Origin of the sequence: Flavobacterium gelidilacus DSM 15343, from assembly GCF_000422685.1 — a bacterium.
Classification (GTDB): Bacteria; Bacteroidota; Bacteroidia; order Flavobacteriales; family Flavobacteriaceae; genus Flavobacterium; species Flavobacterium gelidilacus.
This window is the reverse complement of record NZ_AUGN01000001.1, coordinates 12,374-35,620: the sequence shown is the minus strand read 5'-3', so window position 1 is coordinate 35,620 and position 23,247 is coordinate 12,374. Positions and strand designations below refer to the sequence as shown.

Below are 23,247 nucleotides of genomic sequence, written 5' to 3'. Positions count from 1 at the left end.
TTTCTATAACTTCCTTCTCTTCTTCTCTGCTTTAATCAAATCCAATTCTCTACTTGTTTGCCCAGCAACGGAAGTGTTTTCTTCTGCTCTTCTAATTAAATAAGGCATCACATCTCTGACAGGTCCAAAAGGTAAATATTTAGCAACATTATATCCGTGAGCCGCTAAATTATAACTGATATTATCACTCATTCCGTATAATTGGCCAAACCAAATTCTAGAATCTTTTGGTTCAATATTGCGTTCTTTCATTTGTTGCATTAACTTATAGGAACTCTCTTCATTATGAGTTCCAGCAAAAATGGCCATTTTATCAAGATGATCTAACATATAATCTACAGCTGCATCATAATTATCATCTGTTGCTTGCTTGGAAATACAAATTGGCGATTTATAGCCTTTTTCTTCAGCTCTGGAATTTTCTTTTTCTAAATAAGCTCCACGAACTAATTTCATACCTATAATAAAATGTTCTTTTTTGGCTTCTTCATGCAATTTTTTCAAGTAATCTAATCTATCCCAACGATACATTTGTAAGGTATTGAAAACAATAGCTTTTTCTTTGTTGTATTTTTTCATCATTTGAGCTACTAAGTCATCAGCTGCATCTTGCATCCAACTTTCTTCAGCATCAATTAAAACCGCTACATCTTTATCATAAGCTGCTTTACAAAGCTTATCTAATCGTTCTATAATTCTGTTCCATTCTTCTTGTTCTGCAGAAGTCAAAGTTGCCTTCTCTCCTACTTTTTGATACAACGAAATTCTACCTAAACCTGTTGGTTTAAAAACTGCAAACGGAATAGCATCACGTTCTTTAGCAAATTCAATAGTTTTCATAACCATTGTAAAAGCAGCTTCAAACTGATCTTCTGCTTCTTTTCCTTCGACAGAATAATCTAAAACAGACGAAACTCCTTTAGTATACATTCTATCCACAACATTTAAACAATCATTCTCGTTAACGCCACCACAAAAATGGTCAAAAACTGTTGAACGAATTAATCCTTCTACAGGTAAATGTGCTTTTAAAGCAAAATTTGTAACTGCTGTTCCGATTCGAACAAGTGGTTGATTTTCAATCATTTTAAATAAAAAGTAAGCTCTTTCTAATTCAGAGTCACTTTTAAGTGCAAAAGCAGTTTGCGTATTTGTAAATATCTTTTCCATTATGGTTTTTTCAAAAATCTATGCAAATATACGGTAGTGTTATTTATTTTTAAATAAAAATTACCTTATTTTGCACTAAATTGAATCATTATAAAAATGCAAACCATAAAAGCCAATACATATTCTATTTATTTTAATGAAGAAGGTTATTCTTATCTATCTTCAATACTAAAACCAACTTCTTATTCTAAGATTTTTGTTTTAGTAGATGAAAACACGAGTGAATATTGTTTGCCAACTTTTTTAGCCAATTTAGCTACTGAAGTTGAAATTGAAATCATTGAAATTGAAAATGGTGAAGAACATAAAAACATAGAAACTTGTTTGCAATTGTGGCATTCATTAACTGAATCAGGTGGCGATAGAAAAAGTATTATAATTAATCTTGGTGGTGGCGTTGTTACTGATTTAGGTGGTTTTGTAGCTTGTACTTTTAAAAGAGGAATTGATTTTATAAATGTTCCTACAACTCTACTATCAATGGTTGACGCTTCTGTTGGTGGAAAAAACGGTGTTGATTTAGGTCAATTAAAAAATCAAATTGGAATTATTCGTGAACCTAAAGCTGTTGTAGTTATTTCGTCTTTTTTAGATACTTTACCCCAATTAGAAATGCGTTCTGGTTTAGCTGAAATGCTAAAACATGGTTTAATTTATGATATTAATTATTGGAATAAATTCAAAGATTTATCAGCCTTAAATTCAGAAGATTTAGAAAGTTTAATTCATCAATCCATTGAAATAAAAAATAAAATAGTTTCTGAAGATTTAACTGAAAATGGAATTCGAAAAGCTTTAAATTTTGGACATACATTAGGTCACGCAATAGAAAGTTATTTTTTAGAGAATGAATCTAAAACTAAATTGCTTCACGGTGAAGCTGTTGCCGTTGGAATGATTTTAGAAAGTCATATCTCATTGGAAAAGAATTTACTTTCAAATGAAGAATATCGAGAAATTAAAGATCTAATTAGAGACATTTTTGATACTATATTTTTTGATAAAAATGACATTGAAAAAATAATAGAATTGTTGATTTATGACAAGAAAAATGAATTCGGAAAAATCCAATTTGCCTTGTTAAATGGTATTGGAAAGTCAAAAATCAACGAAGAAGCAGATAATCAATTGATTTACAAGGCTTTTGAAGATTACAAAGCTTCATAAAAAAATAATACAATACCTTACAAAAAAGTAAATTAATTTTTACCTTTGTGGCAATGAAAGATAACGCGTACACTTTTAATACTAGCTCTTCTGAGAAAAAAGACAAAAAATCAATTGAACTAAAATTGAATACTTCCTTGTTTTATGAATTAAACGTTGAATTATTTTTACTCTCAAAAACTTTTAGGGAAAAATTAGTTGTTATATTTGCTAATATAAGGGTTTGAACAATCTAAAATACTGATTTTCAAATTTTTAAATATCAACAAATAGAATAAAACCTAATGAATACTAAATATTACGACTTAATAAATCAAACTTTTTATTTTCCTCAAGAAGAATTCAAATTAAACAAAGATAATCTTGAGTTCCATAATATTGATTTAATGCATTTGGTCGAGCAATATGGTACACCTTTAAAATTTACATATTTACCTCAAATTTCTAATAACATCAACAAAGCAAAAGGTTGGTTTAGAAAAGCAATGGAAAAACATAAATATGAAGGTAATTATCAATATTGTTATTGCACAAAAAGCTCTCATTTTCAGTTTATTATGAATGAAGCTTTTAAAAACAACATTCATATTGAAACTTCATCAGCAATTGACATCAACATCGTTGAAAACCTTTTAGCTGAGGGAAAAATTACTAAGAAAACTTATGTAATTTGTAACGGTTTCAAACGGGATGCTTATGTAGATAATATTGCTCGTTTGATTAATAACGGACAAAAAAATACAATTCCAGTAATTGATAATTATGAAGAATTAGACCTTTTACAAGAACAAATTGATGGAAAATTCAAAATTGGAATTAGAATTGCTGCTGAAGAAGAACCAAAGTTCGAGTTCTATACTTCAAGATTAGGTATCGGTTATAGAAATATTGTTCCTTTTTACAGAAAGCAAATTCAGGAAAATAAGCAAGTGGAATTAAAAATGCTTCACTTTTTTATTAACACCGGAATTCGTGACACTGCATACTATTGGAATGAATTACTTAAATGTTTAAAAGTTTACATTGCTCTTAAAAAAGAATGTCCAACTTTAGATAGTTTAAATATTGGTGGTGGTTTTCCTATCAAAAACTCATTAGCTTTTGAATATGATTATCAATATATGATTGACGAAATTATCAATCAAATCAAAATTGCTTGTGATGATGCCGAAGTTGATGTTCCGAATATCTTTACAGAATTTGGTTCATTTACAGTTGGTGAAAGTGGTGGTGCAATCTATCAGGTTTTATACCAAAAACAACAAAATGATAGAGAAAAATGGAATATGATTGATAGTTCATTTATCACAACTTTACCAGATACTTGGGCAATTAACAAACGTTTTGTAATGTTAGCAATCAATCGCTGGAATGATACTTACGAAAGAGTTTTATTAGGTGGTTTGACTTGTGATAGTGATGATTATTACAACTCGGAACAAAACATGAATGCTGTTTACTTACCAAAATACAACAAAGAAAAGCCTTTGTACATTGGATTTTTTAATACTGGTGCTTACCAAGAAACTATTGGAGGTTTTGGAGGCTTGCACCATTGTTTAATTCCGCAACCAAAACATATCTTAATTGATAGAGACGAAAACGGAATCATAGCAACAGAAGTATTTTCAGAACAACAAAAAGCTGAAGATATTATGAAGATTTTAGGTTACGAGAAAAAAGAATAAAGAAAATACTCAATAAAAATAAGAAGATGAAAGGACCAATTAGTCAATTTATAGAAAATAATTTTTTACACTTTAATGCAGCAGCTTTAGTTGATGCCGCAAAAGGATACGAAGAACATTTATTAGATAACGGAAAAATGATGGTAACTTTAGCTGGTGCAATGAGTACAGCTGAAATGGGAAAATCATTAGCCGAAATGATTCGTCAAGATAAAATACATATTATTTCTTGTACAGGTGCAAACTTAGAAGAAGATATTATGAATCTTGTAGCTCATAATTCATACAAAAGAATTCCAAATTACAGAGATTTAACACCACAAGAAGAAAGAGATTTGTTAGACAATCACTTTAATCGTGTTACAGATACTTGTATTCCAGAAGAAGAAGCATTTAGAAGATTACAATCTCATTTATTTGATATCTGGAACAAAGCAGATAAATCTGGAGAACGTTTTTTTCCACATGAATTCATGTACCAAATGATTAATTCGGGAGTTCTAGAGCAATATTACGAAATTGACCCTAAAGATTCTTGGATGGTTGCAGCAGCAGAAAAAAACCTACCTATTGTTGTTCCAGGTTGGGAAGACAGTACAATGGGAAACATTTTTGCCTCATATTGTATTAAAGGAGAATTAAAAGTCTCTACTACTAAAAGTGGAATTGAATATATGATGTGGTTAGCCGATTGGTATCCTAAAAACTCTGGTGGAAAAGGTTTAGGTTTCTTCCAAATTGGTGGTGGAATTGCAGGTGATTTTCCAATTTGTGTAGTTCCAATGCTTTATCAAGATATGGAAATGACTGAAATTCCGTTTTGGAGCTATTTTTGTCAGATTTCTGACTCAACTACAAGTTATGGTTCATATTCTGGAGCAGTTCCTAATGAAAAAATTACTTGGGGTAAATTAGATATTGATACACCAAAATTCATAATAGAATCTGATGCAACCATAGTGGCACCGCTTATTTTTGCATATATATTAGGAAATTAATTATTTTTATTTTTTTGAAAATAAATCTTTGATAATATAAAATTGGTTGTTACTTTTGAAAAATATATTAAGATTAAAACCTACACAATGAAACGAGTAATTGTTGATTACGCTAAATTAACAAATGAAATCCTTACACTACTAGTGGATAGATTTCCAGATGGATATGATGATTCTGATATCATTAGATTTAAGAACGCCAAAAATGAAGCTATTGAAGCTGTTGAAGTACGAACAGAAGATACTATTTTTTTAGTAAAAGTAAGTACCAAACTAGCTGACAGAATTGAAAATTTTGATGATGAAGATGAAGTAGATGATGATTTAGACGTTGAAACACCAACAGATGCTTTAGAATTAGAAATTGATGATGAAGATGATGAAGACGAAAACATTTCAGATAAACCTTCCGACGAAGAGGAAGAAGAAGAATAAAACATAAAAGCACTCTAATTAGAGTGCTTTTTTTTATTTAATAAATTTACAAATATCTTTCCTTAATAATATTTATATGATGTAATTCATGTCCAAGAATTATATAACCAATAGCTCTAACCGAAATATTTTTTCCAGAAGCAATTGCTACTCTATTTAATTCATCACTAACAAAGGAATTAAATAATGTTACCGTTGCATTTCTAACCGATTTATATTCGTCTAATAAGCTATCTAAAGAACGATTTGTAGCATTCCCTTCAATTGCATAATCATTTTCTTCGAAGCCGGGCAAAGCTGTTTTATCGTTTCTCGAAATTCGCAAAGCTCTGTATTGAAATATTCTTTCGCAGTCAATTAGATGTAATAAAATATCTTTTATAGACCATTTTTCTGGTTGGTAACGATAATCTAACTTATCAGTTGGTACAGTTTCAAAAAAAGCAACACAACTTTCCATATTAGTTAAAAAATCATTTGGCATAGCTAATTGATTAGACAAACTAATGTAAGTCTCAAAATAAGGAGCATATTCGTTTTTATTCATACCATATAGTTATAAAAAAAGCCTCGATTAAGAGGCTTATATAATTTTACATTTCTTTAAATATTGTATGCATCAATCGTTTTTTGTCATTGATACTTTCTTCAAGTGAAATCATTGTTTCTGTTCTGTAAACACCTTCAATGTCATCTATCATAAAGATAACTTCTTTGGCATGTTTCGTGTCTTTTGCTCTAATTTTGCAGAAAATATTAAATTTACCAGTTGTAATATGAGCAACAGTGACAAAAGGAATTTCGCTAATACGTTCTAAAACAAATTTAGTTTGAGATGTATTATGAAGAAAAACACCAACATAAGCTATGAATGAATAGCCTAATTTTTCATAATCCAATGTTAATGATGAGCCTTGAATAATACCAGCTTCTTCCATCTTTTTAACTCTTACATGTACTGTTCCAGCAGAAATTAGCAATTTTTTAGCTATATCTGTAAAAGGAACTCTAGTATTGTCGATCAACATATCCAAAATTTGGTGATCTACCTCGTCTAATCTATACTTACTCATATTATTATTTATAAATTTTATGCAAAAAAATTAAAAAAATTTCATTAAAAGAACGTATTTATTGTGTTTTTAGTATCCCATCGATGAATTCATTGTTTTTTCCGATAAAAAAATCAGATTTAACATCGTTTTCAGGAATAGAACAATAATTAGAATAAAACAGTTCTCCTTCTAAATCATATTCAATATGTCCAAAGTAATTATGAGTGTCATTTTCAATCATTACCATAAAAGGTTCAAAAACAATAATTCCGTCTTTAACTACTTCTTTATATTGAGATGCAAAATTAATTATTTTTTCCTTACCATTTTCAATTATTTTGACATTTTTATAAAGAATATCAAAAAAACTAACTTTATTATCAGGAATAATGAAATAATCTGAATTATTATCATCAACTATATCGTTTTCGTGAATTATATCAAAAGCTACTAAAAGTCCTATAAAAATATACTTACGGGTTATATCTCTAGCATAATCGTTTGGATAATGACCAGCTTCAAATAAGATTGTAATAGCATTTTTAGAAGCAAAATAATCTCCAAAGCAATTGTCACAATAAGTATCATTATATCTTCCTATATGACCAGGAATGTGGTTTTGTAATACATTATTCATCTTTCCAATGATGTACATTGCCTTTGAACGAGGTTGATTAATGTCGCGATTTTGATTAAAAGCTGGAGCCAAAAATGAAATAATTGCTGATTTATTAGTATCACCAATTCCATAAATGGTTCTTTGATCGTGCATATTTAAGCAATAATCAGGTTGAAAATCTTCAAATATTTGCTTTAAAATTTCACTTTCTGGTTGTGTACATTCATTTACATCTCTATTTAAATCAACCTTATTTATGTTCTCTCTTGTATGAACTTCTGCTCCATCTGGATTTACTAATGGAAGTATATATAAGGTATAAGTTGATTGAATAAAAGTAGCATAATCTTTGTCTTTAGATAAGACTTCAAACAAATCTAAAATGGCTTTTGTACAAGTTGATTCGTCACCATGCATTTGAGACCACATATAAATTTTAGTTTTTCCTTGTCCAAATTGGACAGAATAAATTGGTTTTTCTAAGACTGACTTTCCTTCAATCTTAACCTTAAAATTACTGTTTAATTGTTCTAAAATTGGTTCAATAGATTCGTTTGTAATGTGTCTACCTTTAATCTTTTTATTAGTGTAAGTAGAGAATATTTCTTCGTATAACATAGTTTACATTTATGAATTACAAATGTAAACAACTTATTATTTACATTTGTAAACAAACAAAATCCATAGATAATTTACTTATGTAAACGTACAAATCGCTTAGTAAGAATGTTAATGTTTACAATATTACAAAAAACAACAATATGTAATCAAGTTATTAATAACCAGCTATATAAACACTATTACTTAATACTGTAATTTAATATAATAATCGTGTTTACAAAAGTAAATTTGCGTTTCAAAAACTATTTATTTACATTTGTAACAAGTTATTTCATTTACACTATTTACAATGGTAAACATCGAAGATTTCATCAAAAGATTAGAAACGGTTTTAGAATATTATAGCCTAACAGCTTCTTCATTTGCAGACAAAATTAGTGTGCAACGTTCAAGCATGTCACACTTACTTTCGGGAAGAAATAAACCCAGTTTAGATTTCATTATGAAGCTAGCAGAAGAATTTCCGGAAGTAACTTTAGAATGGATTTTAAATGGAAAAGGAAGTTTTCCTAAAGATGATTTCACTCCTGCTCCAACATTTATTCAACCCGAAAAAAAAATTGAACAGCCTACTAAAGAAGATTTGTTTTCAAACAAATTAGAAGAAAAAAATAATCTTCTTGAAGCAAATAAAGCAACACAAATTTCAACTCCTGAAAATCAAATTCGAAACCAAAATACAATCCAGACTGAAAGTGAAATTGAACGAATCGTTGTCTTTTTTAAAAATGGAACTTTTAAAAATTACATCCATTAAAAACAAAAATATAGAAAAAGAAAAAGCCTTCATTTTGCAATGAAGGCTTTTTCTTTTTCTTAGACATAACTAAAATAATTATTCAAAACTATTTTCGGCAACTTTACCTTTTACTCCTTTAAAGTAAGAATGAAGAATTTTCATATCCTCGTCAATATTTCCTGTTGGATAAAATGGCTTATGATAAACCACTTCTTTTTTTCCGTAATCAAAAGCTACTGGGAGAATTGGTACATTTGCTTTTAATGCGATATAATAAAAACCTGTTTTCCATTCTGAAACTTTTTTTCTAGTTCCTTCTGGAGCGATCGCTAATCTAAAAACTTCTTTGCTTTCAAATATTCTGGCTATCGTATCAACTTTGTTTTCTTTTGCTTGACGATTTAAAGGTGTTCCTCCTGTCCATTTAAAAAAATAGCCAAACGGAAAAACAAATAATTCTTTTTTTCCAACATAATTAATTTCTTTCTCTAAAATTGCTCTTGAAAAAATTCCTAAGAAAAAATCCCACCAACTTGTATGTGGAACAGCAATAACTATACATTTCTTTAAATTATCATCAATATCGCCAACAACCTTCCAACCAAATAGGTTAGAAAAAATAAACTTATATATCGTTTTCTTCATGTTTTTATTTCTAAAATAAATTTTATCTTTACGGTAAAACCAATTGCAAATATAATGTTTCAAAAATTATTGAGTTATTTAATTCCCATAAATATACATAAACAAAATTCAGATATCAATAAAACTCTCGAAGTTACATGGAATAATGGTAAATTAGTTTTAGATTCTAAAAACACTAATTATTCTTATGGAAGTTTACAAAGAGCTTTAAAAAAAGGATTGCGTTTTATTGGTTTTGAAAGAATCAAAAATTTTGAAAATATTTTGGTTCTTGGTGTTGCTGGTGGAAGCGTTATTAAAACTCTAGTCGAGGAAATAAAATTTAAAGGAAAAATTACTGGTGTTGAGTTAGATAAAAATGTGCTTGAATTAGCTAATCATTATTTTAAATTAAATGAAATTGAAAATTTAGAATTGGTAAATGATGATGCTTTTGAATTTGTTCTAAAAACAACCGAAAAATATGATTTAATAATTATTGATGTTTTTCAAGACACAGTGATGCCCAATTTTTTATTTGAAGACTTTTTTATCAATCACGTAAATACATTAATGAACGTAAATGGCTTCATTTTATTCAACACGATGGTTTTAACAGAAAAAGACAAAGAAAGAAACAAAATGTACCGTTCAAAATTTAAGGAAGAGTATTCTTTGCGCATGTATCCGAAAATTGAAGAACATAACGAGTTGTTTACGATTAAGAAGTTGAGTTGATTGAAGATTGTTGATTAACGATTTTTGATTTCAGAATTTTAGGAATATAATATTTAATACATTTTTAATAATATGAAAACATTACTTTACACTATATTTTTAACATTTTCCATCAGTTCTTTTTGTCAAACAGAAGATGAAAAAATATGGTGGGAAATGCAACGAAATGGTAAACATTTAGAAGTTGCAAGTTATTTACTATATAAAGTTCAATCTGACTCAACTCGAAATAAACATGCTGATTATTTACATATTGCAAGGTCATACGGTTATTTAAATGAATATGATAAGGCTGTTTTTTATTGGAAAAAATCATTTGAAGATTTAAAACCAGAAGATGACGAACAATTTTGGTGGTATTATAGTGGTACTTTAGCTTTTTTCGAAAGAGATAAAGAAACTTTATTTAAGTATATGAACTTACTCAAAAAAACACATTATGATGTTTATAAAAATAATGCACTTTTATTAGAATCACTTTATGATAATTTTGATAAAGAATATGAAGCAGCCTGTAAAATAAAAAAATAATTACTTAAATAATAGTTTTCATTTCCAACATATACTTTAAAAAACGAAATACAATTACAGACTTCAAAAATCAAAAATCGCTAATCTAAAATCTCAAATCATCTTCCTCGCTCTTTCCAAATCTTCTTTGGTGTCAATTCCAATTCCGATGTGATTGGTTTCAATCATTTTAATACGTTTTCCGTATTCTAAATAACGAAGTTGCTCTAATTTTTCAGAAGCTTCTAAAGAAAGCATTGGCAAACTGTAAAAATCTAATAAAGCTTGTTTTCTGAAAGCATAAATTCCGATGTGTTTCATATAACGAACACCAACATTCTCTTCTCTTGGAAAAGGAATTACTGAACGTGAAAAATATAAGGCAAAACCATTTTGATCTGTAATTACTTTTACGTTATTTGGGTTTTTAATATCTTGTTTATCAGTAATCTGACACATTACTGAAGCTAAATCTACTTTTTTATCAGCATCGTTTTTAAAAACTTCAATCAAAGCTTTTAACGGATTTTCGTCAATAAAAGGCTCATCACCTTGTACGTTTATTACAACATCAACATCCATATTTTGAACCGCTTCTGCAATTCTATCGCTGCCGCTTTCGTGTTCTTTTATGGACATAATGGCTTTTCCACCATTAGAAATAATTTCTTTGAAGATTAAATCTGAATCCGTTACTACAAAAACATCGTCAAAAAGATTGGTTTTTTTTGCAGCTTCATAAGTTCTAAGTATTACAGTTTTTCCTCCTAAATCTTGCATCAATTTAGCTGGAAATCTTGTAGAAGCATATCTTGCTGGTATTACGGCTATTATTTTCATTTTTTTTCTGTTGTATGTTGTCTGTTGTCTGTTGTCCGAAAATCCAAAATCCGAAAATCTATTTTCTTGAAGAAAAAACCTTCTTAAACATCTTAATTCCGACAAAAATAATCAGAAGAACTAAAACAAATGCTACAATTGGAGCAAAAATTGCTAAAATAGATACAAAAGAAGCTGTTGCGGTTTCAGTTGAAGAAATAATATTATTTCCCAAACCACCAGTTGTTGCAGTTGATGTGGCTCGAGCGGCAGCTGTTGATGTTGTAATAGCAGCAGCCGTTCCACCACCAGCAATTATGGCCAATCCCCAAGTTAGCATTGGATCTAAATCCATTAAAGTTGAAGCCATAACTACAGAACCAGCAATTGTCGCTAACGGAATTGAAATTGTGTCCAATAAATTATCCACAAAAGGAATATAATAAGCACCAATTTCTACAACTGTTGCAATTCCAAGGCAAATAATAGCTGGCAAACCTCCAATCCATGTAAATGATTCTCCAACAGGAACGTAACCGTAATGTGTTGCTAAACTCAATACAAATAAAGGTACAAAAACTCTAAAACCTGCTGAAGCAGCTAATCCAAATCCTAATAGTATGCTAATTATTGTTTCGGTCATTTTTTATTTTTGTTATACAATTGTAAAGTCGTAGCAATGCTAAGTCTCTACAATTGTACAAAATTCTCATCTTTAAATCCTATTAAATATAATTTCTCTTTGGCTCTTGTCATTGCTGTATAAAGCCATCTTATGTAATCTTTGTCAATTCCGTTAGGCAAATAAGGTTGTTCTATGAAAACAGTATTCCATTGTCCACCTTGTGATTTATGACAAGTAATTGCATAAGAAAACTTGACTTGTAAGGCATTAAAATATTCGTTATTCTTTACTTTTTGAAATTTTTTATATTTAGTAGTTTCGTCTTCATAATCAAGCATTACTTCTTGATATAACTTGTTTGACTCTTCATACGTTAAAGATGGTGATTCACTTTTAATAGTATCTAATAATAAAATAGTATCAAACGGAATTTGATTTGGATAATCGACCATTCGTATTTTTACAGTTGCAAATTTGAAACCATAAAGTTCTTTTATATTTCTGATTTCTAAAACTTCAATAATATCTCCATTAGCAATAAAACCAGCTTCATCTGAATCTTTTAACCAAAAGTAATTGTTTTTTACAACCATCATGTAATCACCCGAAGAAATTTCGTTTTCTTTTCCCAAAATTTTACTTCTAATCTGCTCATTATATTGATTAGCTCTTTTGTTAGAACGAACAATAAAGGCTGTTTCTTCTAAACCATAATTACTAAAAGCATCTTGAATAGCATCTTGTATATCATAACCATCCTGTAAACGAACTATATCTTTAAAACCATTTAAATTAAATTTATAGGTGTCAATAAAATGTGATTTTAAAATTTCACGTAATTCGGTTGCATTAAATAAAATTCCCGAATCTTCTTCTTGACGCATAACTTCGTCTAATTCTATATGATGCACATTTTTGTTATAATGAAGCGAAAGTGAATCAATATTTAAAGCTGGACTAACATCTAAATGAACCGGTGGTAATTGGGCTGTATCACCAACAAAAATAATTTTACAATTTTTTCCAGAATCAACGAAAGACAATAAATCATCTAGAAGCGACCCATTTTCATATAATTTGGATTCTTGATTAGTATCTGAAATCATTGAAGCCTCATCAATTATGAAAACTGTATTAGTAAATTTATTTGGCTGTAAGGTAAAACTGATTCCACCTCCACTCGATTTCTTTGGAAAATATATCTTCTTATGAATGGTAAAAGCAGGCTTTTGTGAATAATTACTTATAACTTTTGCTGCTCTACCCGTTGGTGCTAACAATAAATATTTTTGATTTACGTTCTTAAGTTGGTTAACTATAGTAGAAATTACGGTTGTTTTTCCTGTTCCTGCGTAACCTTTGAGAACAAAAAGTTCATTATTTGAAGAATTTAAAACGAAATCAGCTACTTTTTGAAAAAAAATATCCTGTTTAAGCGTTGGTTCAAATGGAAAGTTGTCGCGTAATAGTTTGTAAAACAGGTTTGAAGTCATTATTTTTGGGATTGGCTTTTAATATTTTTCAAATATACTGATGATTTTTTAAAGAAATTCTTTTGAGAATAAAAAAAAATTGTAGATTTGCGTACCTATTAAACTAAAAAATTAAGAAATCAAATGTTAAAATTAGCTATCTTTTTTGTATTACTTATTGTTATAATCTTTGTACTTGTAAAGGTTTTTGATAAAATTGCAACTCCAAAAAACAGAATATTCTTTTCTATATTATTATGGATTGTTGCAGGTGTGTTTGGCTATTTAATTTACAGTTCTGTTATGGCTCCTATTCGTTTTGACGAAGAAAAAGCTGTTAGATATGAATCTGCTGTAAATAAAATGCAAGATATTAAAAAATCACAATTGGCTTATAAATCAATTAAAGGAAACTATGCTCCTACTTTTGATTCATTAGTTAATTTTATTGAAACGGCACAATTTGAAATTATAACAAGAAAAGATACATCTGTTCCTGACGTTGCAAGAAATGCAGCTTTTAGAATTACTACAGACGCATCAGGTAAAGGTGGTTATTTTAAAGATGAAGTTGTAACTAGATCATTAGGTTTTAAATCTGTAAAAGATTCATTATTTAAAGAGTCTGAAAGATATAAAAGAATGAATGTTCTTAAAGTAAATGATTTTGAAGTTCCAGTTTCAATGAAAACAAGTTCAATCATTGTTAAAGATAAAGCATTTCCAACCTTACTAGTTGAAATCGACAAAAATGCTGTCTTAAAAGGAATGGATGAAGATTTATTAGAACAAGAAAAGAAAAAGAAATCTATTGACGAAATTAATGGTGATAAAATAGTTTTAGGTTCGCTAGAAGATGTTACCTTAACTGGAAATTGGCCAAAAAAATATGGTATTAACGAGTAACGACATAACTCAACGTAATTATAAAAAGTTGTCCATTCAGGTTTCCTTGAGTGGACTTTCTTTTTGTGTCTTTGATACAATTACCAATAAAATATTAGTTCATAATTCGGTTTCCTTTAAGCAAAATGAAGTCATTGACGGACAATTATGGAATGCTTTTATCGATAATTCAATTTTGACTAAAGCCTATGATGAAATAATTGTGCTTCATGAGAATAACATTAATACTTTTGTTCCAAAACCTTTATTTGACATAAACAATATAGCTAGTTATCTTCAGTATAATGTCAAAGTTTTTGAAACTGATTTTTTTGCTTTTGATGAATTAAATAATTATGAAATCAATAATGTTTATGTTCCTTTTGTGAATGTTAATAATTTTTTATTAGATCAATTTGAAAGTTTTGACTACAAGAACACAAATACTTTATTAGTTCAAAAAATACTAGACAAATCTAAAAATATAGATGAAAAACAAGTTTTTGTTCATCTTCAAGAAAACCATTTTGAGATTGTAGTTGTCAGAAATCAAGAATTGCTTTTATTTAACTCTTTTGAATATAATTCACCCGAAGATTTTATATATTATATATTATTTACATTTGAACAATTGCAATTAAATCCAGAAACAATTCGAATTTCATTATTCGGAAACATTTCAAAAGAAGATTCATTTTATAAAATAGCTTACAAATTTATTAGAAATTGTAATGTATTGGATGTTTCAAATCAATCAAAAACACATGATGTGACTGAAGAAGACATGCTACATCATTTTATACTATTTAACTCGTGAGAATCATTTCAGGAAAACATAAAGGCAGAAGAATACAAGCACCAAAAAAGTTGCCCGTTCGACCAACAACAGATATGGCAAAAGAAGCCTTATTTAATGTTTTAAACAACAATTTTAATTTTTCAGGATTACGTGTTTTAGAATTGTTTGCAGGAACAGGAAATATTAGTTATGAATTCGCTTCAAGAGGAAGTCATCCTATTACTGCAGTAGATGGTGATTTTGGATGTGTTTCCTTCATAAAAAAAACTACAACTGAATTTGACTTTGACATCACAGCCATAAAATCTGATGTTTTTGCTTATTTGGAACGATGTAAAAATAGTTATGACATTATTTTTGCTGACCCACCTTATCATTTAACCCAAGTTGACTTTGAAAAAATTGTTACATTAATTTTTGAAAATGAAATTTTAGATGAAGAAGGCATGTTTATTATTGAACATTCTAAAGATACCTCATTAGAACACATGATTCATTTTTCATTCGCTAAAAGATACGGAGGAACTGTTTTTTCTTTCTTTGAATTTGAATCAAAAGATGAAGAAGTTTCTGAAGAAGATGAAAATGATAGCTAAATGTTATTCTTCAAAAATCAAGCTATCAGATTTAGCTCCTAAATCTTTTAAATTTTTTACTACTTTTTCTACAAATTCAGATGGACCACATACATAAAAATGTTGGCTAAAATCGACTATATTTTCAATTAAAAAGTTTCTATCAATACGTTTTCCTCTAAAACCAACAACGCCTTCTCTTGTAAAAACAGGACGAAAATCTTCTTTAAACATACGTTGTAATTCTTGTCCAGCAATTACATCTAGTGATGTTTTATTGACAAAAATTAACTTATTACCACGTAATTTGTTTTTCTTGTATAAGTCTCTAAAAATAGCTAAAAAAGGTGTGATTCCAGTTCCTGCAGCAATAAAAACACCAGGCTTTTCATAATGAATAGCTCCAAATATATCGTGTAATATTAATTCATCACCTGCATTAATTCCAGCTAATCTATTAGTTACCCCATTGTGATCGTTATATATTTTAATTATGAATTCTAAATTTTTAGCTTCTTTTTGATTTGTAAAAGTAAAAGGTCTTTCTTTCATTTTCCATTCAGGTTCATTTACCGAAATATTTACAGCTTGACCTGGAATAAAATCATATCCTTCTGGTTTTTCAACAACAAATCGTTTAACATCATAATTGATAAACTGTGATTCTAAAACTTTTACAACAACTTTATTCATAAACAAAATTAAAATTAAAAAAAAGCAGACCTATAAGCCGGATTCTGTTCTCAATTTATTTCGAAAAATAAAAAGATACTTTATCATTTATCTAGATCATAAATTACTTTATGACTCAAGCTGTCTACCCTTCAACATCGAACGAGTCGCTCTTATTTGGCGAACCAAAACTGCTGATATACTTGACATTTCACCGCATAGAGTTTACCTGGTTTCACTACAGCATTATCTGTACATACTTTCTGTTGCACTTGTCCTCTCTCGATAAATCGAAATGACGGGTGTTACCCGCTATGCTACTCTTTGGTGTCCGGACTTTCCTCTTTATTCCGAACTTAATTCGGAACCTCATGAATTTAAATAAAACATAAGATGCTGAAACGAGTTCAGCATAAAACGATAAAGCAGTCTGCGATGCAAATGTAAGGATTTTAATAGAACTATTTATTTGTTATTTTAACAATTATATTTACTCGTTAAATTATAAAATTAAGTATCTTTAGAATTTATTATTAATTTAAAATAGTTTTTTATGGGAAATAAATATCATTATGCGACAGTGACTGAAGCTTTAAAACAACTAAAAGAAAAAGGATTTGATTACGACTTTAACATCAATAAACAAGAAATCATAGATAATCCTGACAATTTTAAAATTGAGTATATTTATAGATATGAAGGAAACTCAAATCCAGATGATGAGTCTTCGGTTTATGGAATAAAATCAAAATCAGGACAAAAAGGAGTATATGTGGCTGGTTTTGCAGCAAATTCGTTTAATGGTGCTGATAAAATTCTGATTGACTTAGCTATAAGAGATTTTAATTAACATACCGACAATTATACCAAAGATTATTATGACAATATAAAAAAGTATTAAAAATAAAATATATAAGAATGCTTTTTTAATTAATTCTATTGCATTAAAATTAAACACTCGTTGTACTACATATATCATGTAAGCAAGCATTATAAAGAATGATATTGACGAAGTTATTATAAAAAAAGTTGTAGAAATAAGTCCAAATAAGGTAAAAATTGTTCCAAAAATTGTAAAATGAGAATAGGAATAGGCTAAAACTACATTATGTTCTGCAAAATTAAATTTTTTGTTTTTCCACATCGTCAATTTTGCTAAAAAAGCCAATAACGGAATTGAAAGAATAGTAATGATATTAATATAATCTAAAAAATTAGTCATAAAAACATTCATATCAAAAGGTGCTTTTTCTTTCGGTTGAGCATCATACACTTTGTCTAAATCAAAACCGAGAAAACCTTTCTTAATTAAATATATTTGAAACCCTGAAATTGATAAAGCAATAATTAAATACGTAAAAGGATCTACATATTTACCTCTAATGCCTTCAATATAACCATTAATCACTTGTTCTGGAGCAGTAAATAGGGTTTTAAAAGTGTTAAAAAACTTATTGTCATAACTTAAATAACGTTCCATAAATTCTCCAACAAGAGATTTAATTGTAATTCTTTTTGTAACAACTTTTCCACCACAAGCATAGCAAAATTCATAATTCTCTTCTAATACTGATTGACAATTTTTGCAGCTCATACACCCAATTTATTTTTGTTAAAGAAACAAAAAAAATATATTATTTTCAAATATTCTGACTTGTCAATTGTCAATTTTAAAACTATATTTGTATTTCAATTTTAAGTATGGAACAATTTATAGTATCAGCCAGAAAATATCGTCCTCAAACATTTAAAGATGTTGTAGGACAAAAAGCTATTACTAATACTTTACTTAATGCTATTGAACATAATCATTTAGCTCAAGCCTTACTTTTTACTGGACCAAGAGGTGTTGGAAAAACGACTTGTGCAAGAATTTTAGCACGAAAAATTAATCAAGAAGGTTATGATGATCCTAATGAAGATTTTTCATTCAATGTTTTTGAATTAGATGCTGCTTCTAACAATAGTGTTGATGATATTAGAAATATTATAGACCAAGTTAGGATACCACCACAAACTGGAAAATACAAAGTATATATTGTCGACGAGGTTCATATGCTTTCATCAGCTGCATTTAATGCCTTTTTGAAAACTTTAGAAGAACCACCAAGACATGCTATTTTTATTTTAGCTACTACAGAAAAGCATAAAATTCTACCAACAATTTTATCCCGTTGTCAGATTTTTGATTTCAAAAGAATTACCATTAATGATGCTAAAGAACATTTAAAAGAAATTGCCACCGAACAAGGTGTAAGTTTTGAAGATGATGCTCTACATATTATAGCTCAAAAAGCTGATGGTGCTATGCGTGATGCATTATCTATATTTGATAGAGTTGTTTCTTATTGTGGTAATAATTTAACGAGACAAGCCGTTTACGAAAATTTAAATGTCCTTGATTTTGAATATTACATTAGAGTTACTGATTTCATTCTAGAAAATAAAATTCCAGAATTACTTTTAGCCTTTGATGATATTTTAGCCAAAGGTTTTGACGGTCATCATTTTATAGCTGGATTAGCTTCACATTTTAGAGATTTATTGGTTTGCCAAACTCCTTCTACACTGACTTTGTTAGATTCTGGAGAACAAGCTAAAGCTTTGTATAGTGCACAATCTCAAAAAGCTTCACAAGACTTTTTACTAAAAGGAATTGATTTAGCCAATACTGCTGATTTAAATTACAAAATCAGTCAAAATCAACGATTACTGGTCGAATTATGTTTGATGCAGTTAGCCTCTATCACTTTTGATGGAGAAAAAAAAAAGCCTAACGCATTTATAATTCCAGCTACTTACTATAGAAACAATTCTTATTCGATTACAGAAACAGTTAGCAGTGTTCAGACTTCAGTAGTCAGTGAAAAAGTTGTAAATGAAAATTTGCAGAAAAGAGAAGAAAGTATTCCGTTATCGGTTAAAAGTGAACAAATTGCTGAAAAAACAATTGAAACTCCTAAAGCTGTTGAAACAAAAGAAATTTCTGAACCAAAAGAAACTCTAGCAACTACAAGCAAACCACTAACTACAGCCCAACCAAAAGTTTCTGCTTTATCATTAGCCGGTTTGCGTGCTAAAAAAGAGTTAGAAGCCAAACAAAGTCAACATTTAAAACACTTAGGCGAATTACCTTCTGAAAAGTTTACTGAAACGGATATGCTTTTGCAATGGAATAAATTTGCTCAAAGAATGTCAGATACTGGTAAAATGTTATTATCGACTTATATGTTGATGAATGAACCAATATTAGATGGAACAACAATAACTTTAGAACTTCCTAACGAAAGTACTAAAGAAGAATTTTTATCTGGCTGTGTTGAATTAATTGGTTATTTACGTGGAAAGTTACACAATCACGATATTGCCATTAATGTTAAAATAAATGAAACTGTTGAAAAGAAATATGCTTTTACACCAGATGATAAATACGAACGATTGAAAGAAATTAATCCAGCTATTGAACTTCTTAGAAAAACTTTTGATTTAGATGTTTAGTTATATTCTACCATAATACATCGCCTTTACTATTCCGTCAGAAAGTCCAATTTTTGGTACATATATTTGTCTTGCACCACTCCATTTCATTGCATTTAAATAAATTCTTGTTGCTGGAATAATTACATCAGCTCTGTCAGGGTTTAATCCCATTTCGGAAATTCTTTGTTCATAAGTCATCGCATTAAGCTTTTGGTATTGCGCATTTAAATAAACATAAGACAAAGGACTATCTTGGTGTTTTTCAGACATTTTGAATAGCTTATTGATGTTTCCACCAGAACCAATTAAGGTAATATTATCATAATCAGCTGTAGTATTTTTAATCCATTTTTCAATTTCTGTCCAAACAATATCATTCACCATATTATTAATCAAACGAACAGTTCCATTTTTAAATGATTTTGAAGCTATAATTTTACCTTCACTGAATAGTGAAAATTCTGTACTTCCACCACCAACATCAACATATAAATAAGTTTTATCAGAATTTATAAATTGCTTTAGATCAGACGCAGCAATTATGGCTGCTTCCATTTTTCCATCAATAATTTCAATTTTTACGTCTGCTTTTTTCTTAATTAACTCTACAATATCTTTTCCATTATAAGCTTCTCGCATCGCTGAAGTTGCACAGGCTTTATAACGTTCAACTTTATGGACTTTCATTAATAATTTAAACGCTTTCATAGCATCAATCATTCTGTCTATGCTTTCTTGAGAAATTTCTCCAACTGTAAAAGCATCTTGTCCCAAACGAATTGGTACACGAACTAATGAACTCTTATTAAATTGTGTAGGTTTATCTTTTTGCTCAACAATATTTATTACCAAAAGGCGCATGGCATTGGAACCAATATCTATTGCAGCATATTTTTTTATAGTAATCATTTTATTATTTTCAATGTTTGGCTTATAAATTTTGATAAATTACATCTAATTTATCCCTGTAATAATTATACATTTCTAATTGAGCTCTAAATGGTTTTTCGCCATTGATTTTTTTGTATTTATTTTCTAAACTTCCATTAAGTAATCTAGCTTTAACATTCGCTTTCCAGGAAATTCGAAAAGTATCAATTAGCTCTTTTTTAATTTCATCATCATAAATTGGGCAAGTTACTTCTACTCTTGCATCTAAATTTCTTGTCATTAAATCTGCAGAAGAAATATAAACTTCTGGATCTTCTTCATTACAAAAAATATAAACTCTTGAATGCTCTAAATAATTATCTACAATACTAATTGCTCTAATGTTTTCACTCATGCCTTTAACACCTGGAATTAAACAGCAAATTCCTCTTACAATTAAATTGACTTTCACTCCTGCTCTACTAGCTTCATAAAGTTTATCAATCATTTTTGTATCCGTTAAGCTATTCATTTTAAGTTTTATGTATGCTTTTTTTCCAGCTTGAGCGTTAAGAATCTCTCTATCAAATAATTTATTAAAACGCGAACGTGTATAATGTGGTGAAACTATTAAATGTTTATATCTATGGATACGATAATTAACATCAAAAAAATCAAATATCTTGTTGGCGTCTTTAAGAATCTTTTGGTTATGAGTAAACAAAGTTACGTCTGTGTAAAAACGAGCAGTAAGTTCATTAAAATTACCAGTTGATATAAAACCGTATAACTTAATGTTTTCAGCTTCAATTCTTTCAATTACACATATTTTACTGTGAACTTTTAGCCCTTTTACACCAAAAATTAGTTGAATACCGTCTCTTTGCATCTGTTCAGCATAAGAAATATTACTTGCTTCATCAAAACGAGCTTGTAATTCTATTTGAACAATTACTTTTTTACCATTTCTAGCAGCATTAATTAATGAACTAACTATTTGAGAATTTTTAGCTAATCTATATAAAGTTATTTTAATAGAAACAACTTTTGGGTCTAAGGCAGCTTCTCTCAAAAAACGAATTAAATAAGAGAAAGATTGATAAGGAGCATTTAACAAATAATCCTTTTCTTTTATTTTGGTTAATAGACTTCCTTCTAAATCTAAACCAGGTATTGGCAGAGCAAAATTTTGTTTGTAAAGCAAATCATAACGTCCTAAGTTTGGAAAATTCATATAATCTCTTCGGTTATGGTATCTTCCACCAGGAATAACACTATCAGAACTATCAATTTTCATTCTTGTTAATAAAAAATCTAAAGTATCTTTAGCAATCGCTTGATCATAAACAAAACGAACTGGTTCTCCAACTCTTCTTTCCTTAACAGAAACTGAAATTTTTTCAAGTAAACTTTTTGACAAATCACTATCAAACTCTAATTGAGCATCTCGGGTAATCTTAACCATATGAGCACTAATGGACTCATAGTCAAAAACATTAAAAATACTATGTAAATTATATCGAATTACATCATCCAAAAGTATAATGTGCTGTTTTTCATTATTTGATGGCAAAACAACAAACCTATTTACCGTTTTTGGCATCTCAACGATAGCATACTTTATCTCTTGCTTAGGCAGAAAAGTATCAAAAAAAATTTCATTTGTTGGTTTCATAACTAATTTTACTGCTAAATACCCTGAAGTATCCATCAACAAAGGAAACTCTTCCAGATCATTCAACATAATAGTTACAACTGCTGGACTTACATTTTGAATAAAAAAGTCCTTTATAAAGTTTTCTTGCTCTTTATTTATTTCTTTTTCATTGATGATATAGATATTTTCTTTTTCCAATTTTTCTTCTATATCACTCAAAATTCTTAAACTTTCAGATTGGTGTTCAATAACAATATCTGTAATATCTTTTAATAATTTTTCTGCAGTAATTCCTCCCAAAATTTTTTCAGTATGCTCTTGTTCCATATTCATCCTACGAATAGCAGCATAACGAACTCTGAAGAATTCATCTAAATTATTTGAAAATATTCCAAGGAACCTAAGTCTATCTAGAAGTGGAACAGACTCATCTGCAGCTTCTTGCAAGACACGAGCATTAAAAGTTAACCAGCTTTTTTCGCGGTCAATGTATAGGTTTTCAACGTGATTATCCATCATTATTTTAAATCTCTAGGGAAAATTGTCTTAATTATAACTCCTTTTTGTGAAGATATAGTATTTAAATCTTCAAATTTAATAATTACTACGCCACAAGTAGGCACATTTTCAATATAATAATTTCCAAACTTATTAACAAAATCTGTAATGGCATTATTATGACCAAAAATTATCAAATTCTCTTCTTTATATTTTTTTATACATTTTTCAAGTTCAAGACTATTAAAAGTATAAAGTTCCTTTTTAAAAACGATATTATCAAACTGCAAATTGTTTAAAATTGAAAATATTTTTACGGTTTGTGTTGTTCTTTTAGAAGAACTGCTATAAACTTTATAGCTACTTGGCAGAAATTTTCTAATTTCATTAAAGACTAGTTGCGAGTCATTTAAACCTCTTAACGACAAAGGTCTTTCATGATCAATTAAATCATGTTTCCAAGAGGATTTTGCGTGTCTAATTAAGATTAAAAGCATAAAATTATACCTGTGTTTTTAAATTGTTAACAAA

The 23,247-nt window shown here is 28.8% G+C and carries 25 protein-coding genes and 1 other RNA gene; 12 read left to right on the top strand and 14 right to left on the bottom strand.

Features of this window, described 5'->3' with window-relative positions:
• Positions 1 to 3: 3 nt before the first annotated feature.
• Positions 4 to 1,170 (bottom strand): proline dehydrogenase family protein, encoded by a 1,167-nt coding sequence (locus G507_RS0100140; protein WP_026715571.1) that lies wholly within the window; start codon positions 1,168 to 1,170, stop codon positions 4 to 6.
• Between the two features lie 96 nt (positions 1,171 to 1,266).
• On the opposite strand from G507_RS0100140, the gene aroB reads away from it, so the two are divergent.
• From aroB to G507_RS0100115, 4 genes are all read left to right on the top strand, one after another.
• On the top strand, positions 1,267 to 2,337 hold the full coding sequence (gene aroB / locus G507_RS0100135) for a 3-dehydroquinate synthase (RefSeq protein WP_026715570.1): 1,071 nt from the start codon (positions 1,267 to 1,269) through the stop codon (positions 2,335 to 2,337).
• A gap of 284 nt (positions 2,338 to 2,621) precedes the next feature.
• Positions 2,622 to 4,025: an arginine decarboxylase gene (locus G507_RS0100125; protein WP_026715569.1), complete on the top strand. Its 1,404-nt coding sequence runs from the start codon at positions 2,622 to 2,624 to the stop codon at positions 4,023 to 4,025.
• 26 nt (positions 4,026 to 4,051) lie between these two features.
• Positions 4,052 to 5,023 (top strand): deoxyhypusine synthase family protein, encoded by a 972-nt coding sequence (locus G507_RS0100120; protein ID WP_026715568.1) that lies wholly within the window; start codon positions 4,052 to 4,054, stop codon positions 5,021 to 5,023.
• An 87-nt stretch (positions 5,024 to 5,110) separates the two neighbouring features.
• On the top strand, positions 5,111 to 5,458 hold the full coding sequence (locus tag G507_RS0100115; protein ID WP_026715567.1) for a hypothetical protein: 348 nt from the start codon (positions 5,111 to 5,113) through the stop codon (positions 5,456 to 5,458).
• Between the two features lie 46 nt (positions 5,459 to 5,504).
• On the opposite strand, the gene G507_RS0100110 is transcribed toward G507_RS0100115, so the two are convergent.
• From G507_RS0100110 to G507_RS0100100, 3 genes are read right to left on the bottom strand one after another with little or no spacing between them, the layout of a single operon-like run.
• Complete coding sequence (locus G507_RS0100110) at positions 5,505 to 6,005, bottom strand: DinB family protein (RefSeq protein ID WP_026715566.1); 501 nt, start codon at positions 6,003 to 6,005, stop codon at positions 5,505 to 5,507.
• Positions 6,006 to 6,051: 46 nt separating this feature from the next.
• The gene (locus G507_RS0100105; protein ID WP_026715565.1) at positions 6,052 to 6,531 is read right to left on the bottom strand and encodes an Lrp/AsnC family transcriptional regulator; all 480 of its coding nucleotides are present in this window, start codon (positions 6,529 to 6,531) and stop codon (positions 6,052 to 6,054) included.
• Positions 6,532 to 6,589: 58 nt separating this feature from the next.
• A complete protein-coding gene (locus tag G507_RS0100100; protein WP_026715564.1) occupies positions 6,590 to 7,750 on the bottom strand; it encodes a M14 family zinc carboxypeptidase in 1,161 nt (386 codons plus the stop codon).
• Positions 7,751 to 8,042: 292 nt separating this feature from the next.
• Here G507_RS0100100 and G507_RS0100095 point away from each other — a divergent pair, with 292 nt between their 5' ends.
• Positions 8,043 to 8,510, top strand: coding sequence for a helix-turn-helix transcriptional regulator (locus G507_RS0100095; protein ID WP_026715563.1), 468 nt, complete (start codon positions 8,043 to 8,045; stop codon positions 8,508 to 8,510).
• Positions 8,511 to 8,588: 78 nt separating this feature from the next.
• Here G507_RS0100095 and G507_RS0100090 read toward each other — a convergent pair whose 3' ends face one another.
• Positions 8,589 to 9,137: a 1-acyl-sn-glycerol-3-phosphate acyltransferase gene (locus tag G507_RS0100090; protein WP_026715562.1), complete on the bottom strand. Its 549-nt coding sequence runs from the start codon at positions 9,135 to 9,137 to the stop codon at positions 8,589 to 8,591.
• 54 nt (positions 9,138 to 9,191) lie between these two features.
• Between G507_RS0100090 and G507_RS0100085 the strand changes: the two genes are divergently transcribed.
• Positions 9,192 to 9,854: a spermidine synthase gene (locus G507_RS0100085; RefSeq protein WP_026715561.1), complete on the top strand. Its 663-nt coding sequence runs from the start codon at positions 9,192 to 9,194 to the stop codon at positions 9,852 to 9,854.
• Between the two features lie 72 nt (positions 9,855 to 9,926).
• Entirely contained in the window at positions 9,927 to 10,385 is a 459-nt protein-coding gene (locus G507_RS0100080; RefSeq protein ID WP_026715560.1) for a hypothetical protein, read from the top strand.
• 93 nt (positions 10,386 to 10,478) lie between these two features.
• On the opposite strand, the gene kdsB is transcribed toward G507_RS0100080, so the two are convergent.
• From kdsB to G507_RS0100065, 3 genes are read right to left on the bottom strand one after another with little or no spacing between them, the layout of a single operon-like run.
• Positions 10,479 to 11,204, bottom strand: coding sequence for a 3-deoxy-manno-octulosonate cytidylyltransferase (kdsB, locus tag G507_RS0100075; protein ID WP_026715559.1), 726 nt, complete (start codon positions 11,202 to 11,204; stop codon positions 10,479 to 10,481).
• 58 nt (positions 11,205 to 11,262) lie between these two features.
• Positions 11,263 to 11,826, bottom strand: a complete 564-nt coding sequence (locus G507_RS0100070; RefSeq protein WP_026715558.1) for a DUF4126 domain-containing protein — start codon at positions 11,824 to 11,826, stop codon at positions 11,263 to 11,265.
• Between the two features lie 47 nt (positions 11,827 to 11,873).
• A complete protein-coding gene (locus G507_RS0100065; protein WP_026715557.1) occupies positions 11,874 to 13,301 on the bottom strand; it encodes an ATP-dependent DNA helicase in 1,428 nt (475 codons plus the stop codon).
• A gap of 123 nt (positions 13,302 to 13,424) precedes the next feature.
• Here G507_RS0100065 and G507_RS0100060 point away from each other — a divergent pair, with 123 nt between their 5' ends.
• The 3 genes from G507_RS0100060 to G507_RS0100050 are packed head-to-tail and all read left to right on the top strand — an operon-like array spanning position 13,425 to position 15,560.
• Entirely contained in the window at positions 13,425 to 14,186 is a 762-nt protein-coding gene (locus tag G507_RS0100060) for a hypothetical protein (RefSeq protein ID WP_026715556.1), read from the top strand.
• Positions 14,170 to 14,982 (top strand): DUF3822 family protein, encoded by an 813-nt coding sequence (locus tag G507_RS0100055; RefSeq protein WP_026715555.1) that lies wholly within the window; start codon positions 14,170 to 14,172, stop codon positions 14,980 to 14,982. The genes G507_RS0100060 and G507_RS0100055 overlap by 17 nt, the downstream gene beginning before the upstream one ends.
• Positions 14,979 to 15,560 (top strand): RsmD family RNA methyltransferase, encoded by a 582-nt coding sequence (locus G507_RS0100050; protein ID WP_026715554.1) that lies wholly within the window; start codon positions 14,979 to 14,981, stop codon positions 15,558 to 15,560. Before G507_RS0100055 ends, G507_RS0100050 begins: the two co-directional genes overlap by 4 nt.
• 3 nt (positions 15,561 to 15,563) lie before the next feature.
• Here the strand turns inward: G507_RS0100050 and G507_RS0100045 are convergent, their stop codons facing one another.
• A complete protein-coding gene (locus G507_RS0100045; protein ID WP_026715553.1) occupies positions 15,564 to 16,232 on the bottom strand; it encodes an FAD-binding oxidoreductase in 669 nt (222 codons plus the stop codon).
• 17 nt (positions 16,233 to 16,249) lie between these two features.
• Positions 16,250 to 16,611, bottom strand: an RNA gene (rnpB, locus tag G507_RS17215) — RNase P RNA component class A.
• Positions 16,612 to 16,764: 153 nt separating this feature from the next.
• Here rnpB and G507_RS0100040 point away from each other — a divergent pair.
• On the top strand, positions 16,765 to 17,061 hold the full coding sequence (locus tag G507_RS0100040; protein ID WP_026715552.1) for a hypothetical protein: 297 nt from the start codon (positions 16,765 to 16,767) through the stop codon (positions 17,059 to 17,061).
• Here G507_RS0100040 and G507_RS0100035 read toward each other — a convergent pair.
• Complete coding sequence (locus tag G507_RS0100035; RefSeq protein WP_026715551.1) at positions 17,038 to 17,805, bottom strand: DUF3667 domain-containing protein; 768 nt, start codon at positions 17,803 to 17,805, stop codon at positions 17,038 to 17,040. The genes G507_RS0100040 and G507_RS0100035 overlap by 24 nt on opposite strands.
• A 107-nt stretch (positions 17,806 to 17,912) precedes the next feature.
• Between G507_RS0100035 and G507_RS0100030 the strand changes: the two genes are divergently transcribed.
• A complete protein-coding gene (locus G507_RS0100030) occupies positions 17,913 to 19,709 on the top strand; it encodes a DNA polymerase III subunit gamma/tau (RefSeq protein WP_026715550.1) in 1,797 nt (598 codons plus the stop codon).
• Here G507_RS0100030 and G507_RS0100025 read toward each other — a convergent pair whose 3' ends face one another.
• From G507_RS0100025 to G507_RS0100015, 3 genes are read right to left on the bottom strand one after another with little or no spacing between them, the layout of a single operon-like run.
• On the bottom strand, positions 19,710 to 20,600 hold the full coding sequence (locus G507_RS0100025; protein WP_026715549.1) for a Ppx/GppA phosphatase family protein: 891 nt from the start codon (positions 20,598 to 20,600) through the stop codon (positions 19,710 to 19,712).
• 22 nt (positions 20,601 to 20,622) lie between these two features.
• Positions 20,623 to 22,737 carry a polyphosphate kinase 1 gene (ppk1, locus tag G507_RS0100020; RefSeq protein ID WP_415776846.1) on the bottom strand — a complete coding sequence of 705 codons (2,115 nt, stop codon included), beginning with the start codon at positions 22,735 to 22,737 and terminating at the stop codon, positions 20,623 to 20,625.
• Complete coding sequence (locus G507_RS0100015) at positions 22,737 to 23,213, bottom strand: SixA phosphatase family protein (protein ID WP_026715547.1); 477 nt, start codon at positions 23,211 to 23,213, stop codon at positions 22,737 to 22,739. The genes ppk1 and G507_RS0100015 overlap by 1 nt, the downstream gene beginning before the upstream one ends.
• Between the last annotated feature and the right edge of the window lie 34 nt (positions 23,214 to 23,247).

Coding starts and splice junctions, on each gene's coding strand:
- G507_RS0100015 (WP_026715547.1), bottom strand. CDS start 23,213: ATGCTTTTAATCTTAATTAGACACGCAAAATCCTCTTGGAAACATGAT.
- kdsB (WP_026715559.1), bottom strand. CDS start 11,204: ATGAAAATAATAGCCGTAATACCAGCAAGATATGCTTCTACAAGATTT.
- G507_RS0100115 (WP_026715567.1), top strand. CDS start 5,111: ATGAAACGAGTAATTGTTGATTACGCTAAATTAACAAATGAAATCCTT.
- G507_RS0100040 (WP_026715552.1), top strand. CDS start 16,765: ATGGGAAATAAATATCATTATGCGACAGTGACTGAAGCTTTAAAACAA.
- aroB (WP_026715570.1), top strand. CDS start 1,267: ATGCAAACCATAAAAGCCAATACATATTCTATTTATTTTAATGAAGAA.
- ppk1 (WP_415776846.1), bottom strand. CDS start 22,737: ATGATGGATAATCACGTTGAAAACCTATACATTGACCGCGAAAAAAGC.
- G507_RS0100110 (WP_026715566.1), bottom strand. CDS start 6,005: ATGAATAAAAACGAATATGCTCCTTATTTTGAGACTTACATTAGTTTG.
- G507_RS0100120 (WP_026715568.1), top strand. CDS start 4,052: ATGAAAGGACCAATTAGTCAATTTATAGAAAATAATTTTTTACACTTT.
- G507_RS0100080 (WP_026715560.1), top strand. CDS start 9,927: ATGAAAACATTACTTTACACTATATTTTTAACATTTTCCATCAGTTCT.
- G507_RS0100035 (WP_026715551.1), bottom strand. CDS start 17,805: ATGAGCTGCAAAAATTGTCAATCAGTATTAGAAGAGAATTATGAATTT.
- G507_RS0100055 (WP_026715555.1), top strand. CDS start 14,170: ATGGTATTAACGAGTAACGACATAACTCAACGTAATTATAAAAAGTTG.
- G507_RS0100060 (WP_026715556.1), top strand. CDS start 13,425: ATGTTAAAATTAGCTATCTTTTTTGTATTACTTATTGTTATAATCTTT.
- G507_RS0100085 (WP_026715561.1), top strand. CDS start 9,192: ATGTTTCAAAAATTATTGAGTTATTTAATTCCCATAAATATACATAAA.
- G507_RS0100025 (WP_026715549.1), bottom strand. CDS start 20,600: ATGATTACTATAAAAAAATATGCTGCAATAGATATTGGTTCCAATGCC.
- G507_RS0100095 (WP_026715563.1), top strand. CDS start 8,043: ATGGTAAACATCGAAGATTTCATCAAAAGATTAGAAACGGTTTTAGAA.
- G507_RS0100105 (WP_026715565.1), bottom strand. CDS start 6,531: ATGAGTAAGTATAGATTAGACGAGGTAGATCACCAAATTTTGGATATG.
- G507_RS0100045 (WP_026715553.1), bottom strand. CDS start 16,232: ATGAATAAAGTTGTTGTAAAAGTTTTAGAATCACAGTTTATCAATTAT.
- G507_RS0100070 (WP_026715558.1), bottom strand. CDS start 11,826: ATGACCGAAACAATAATTAGCATACTATTAGGATTTGGATTAGCTGCT.
- G507_RS0100100 (WP_026715564.1), bottom strand. CDS start 7,750: ATGTTATACGAAGAAATATTCTCTACTTACACTAATAAAAAGATTAAA.
- G507_RS0100140 (WP_026715571.1), bottom strand. CDS start 1,170: ATGGAAAAGATATTTACAAATACGCAAACTGCTTTTGCACTTAAAAGT.
- G507_RS0100065 (WP_026715557.1), bottom strand. CDS start 13,301: ATGACTTCAAACCTGTTTTACAAACTATTACGCGACAACTTTCCATTT.
- G507_RS0100125 (WP_026715569.1), top strand. CDS start 2,622: ATGAATACTAAATATTACGACTTAATAAATCAAACTTTTTATTTTCCT.
- G507_RS0100090 (WP_026715562.1), bottom strand. CDS start 9,137: ATGAAGAAAACGATATATAAGTTTATTTTTTCTAACCTATTTGGTTGG.
- G507_RS0100030 (WP_026715550.1), top strand. CDS start 17,913: ATGGAACAATTTATAGTATCAGCCAGAAAATATCGTCCTCAAACATTT.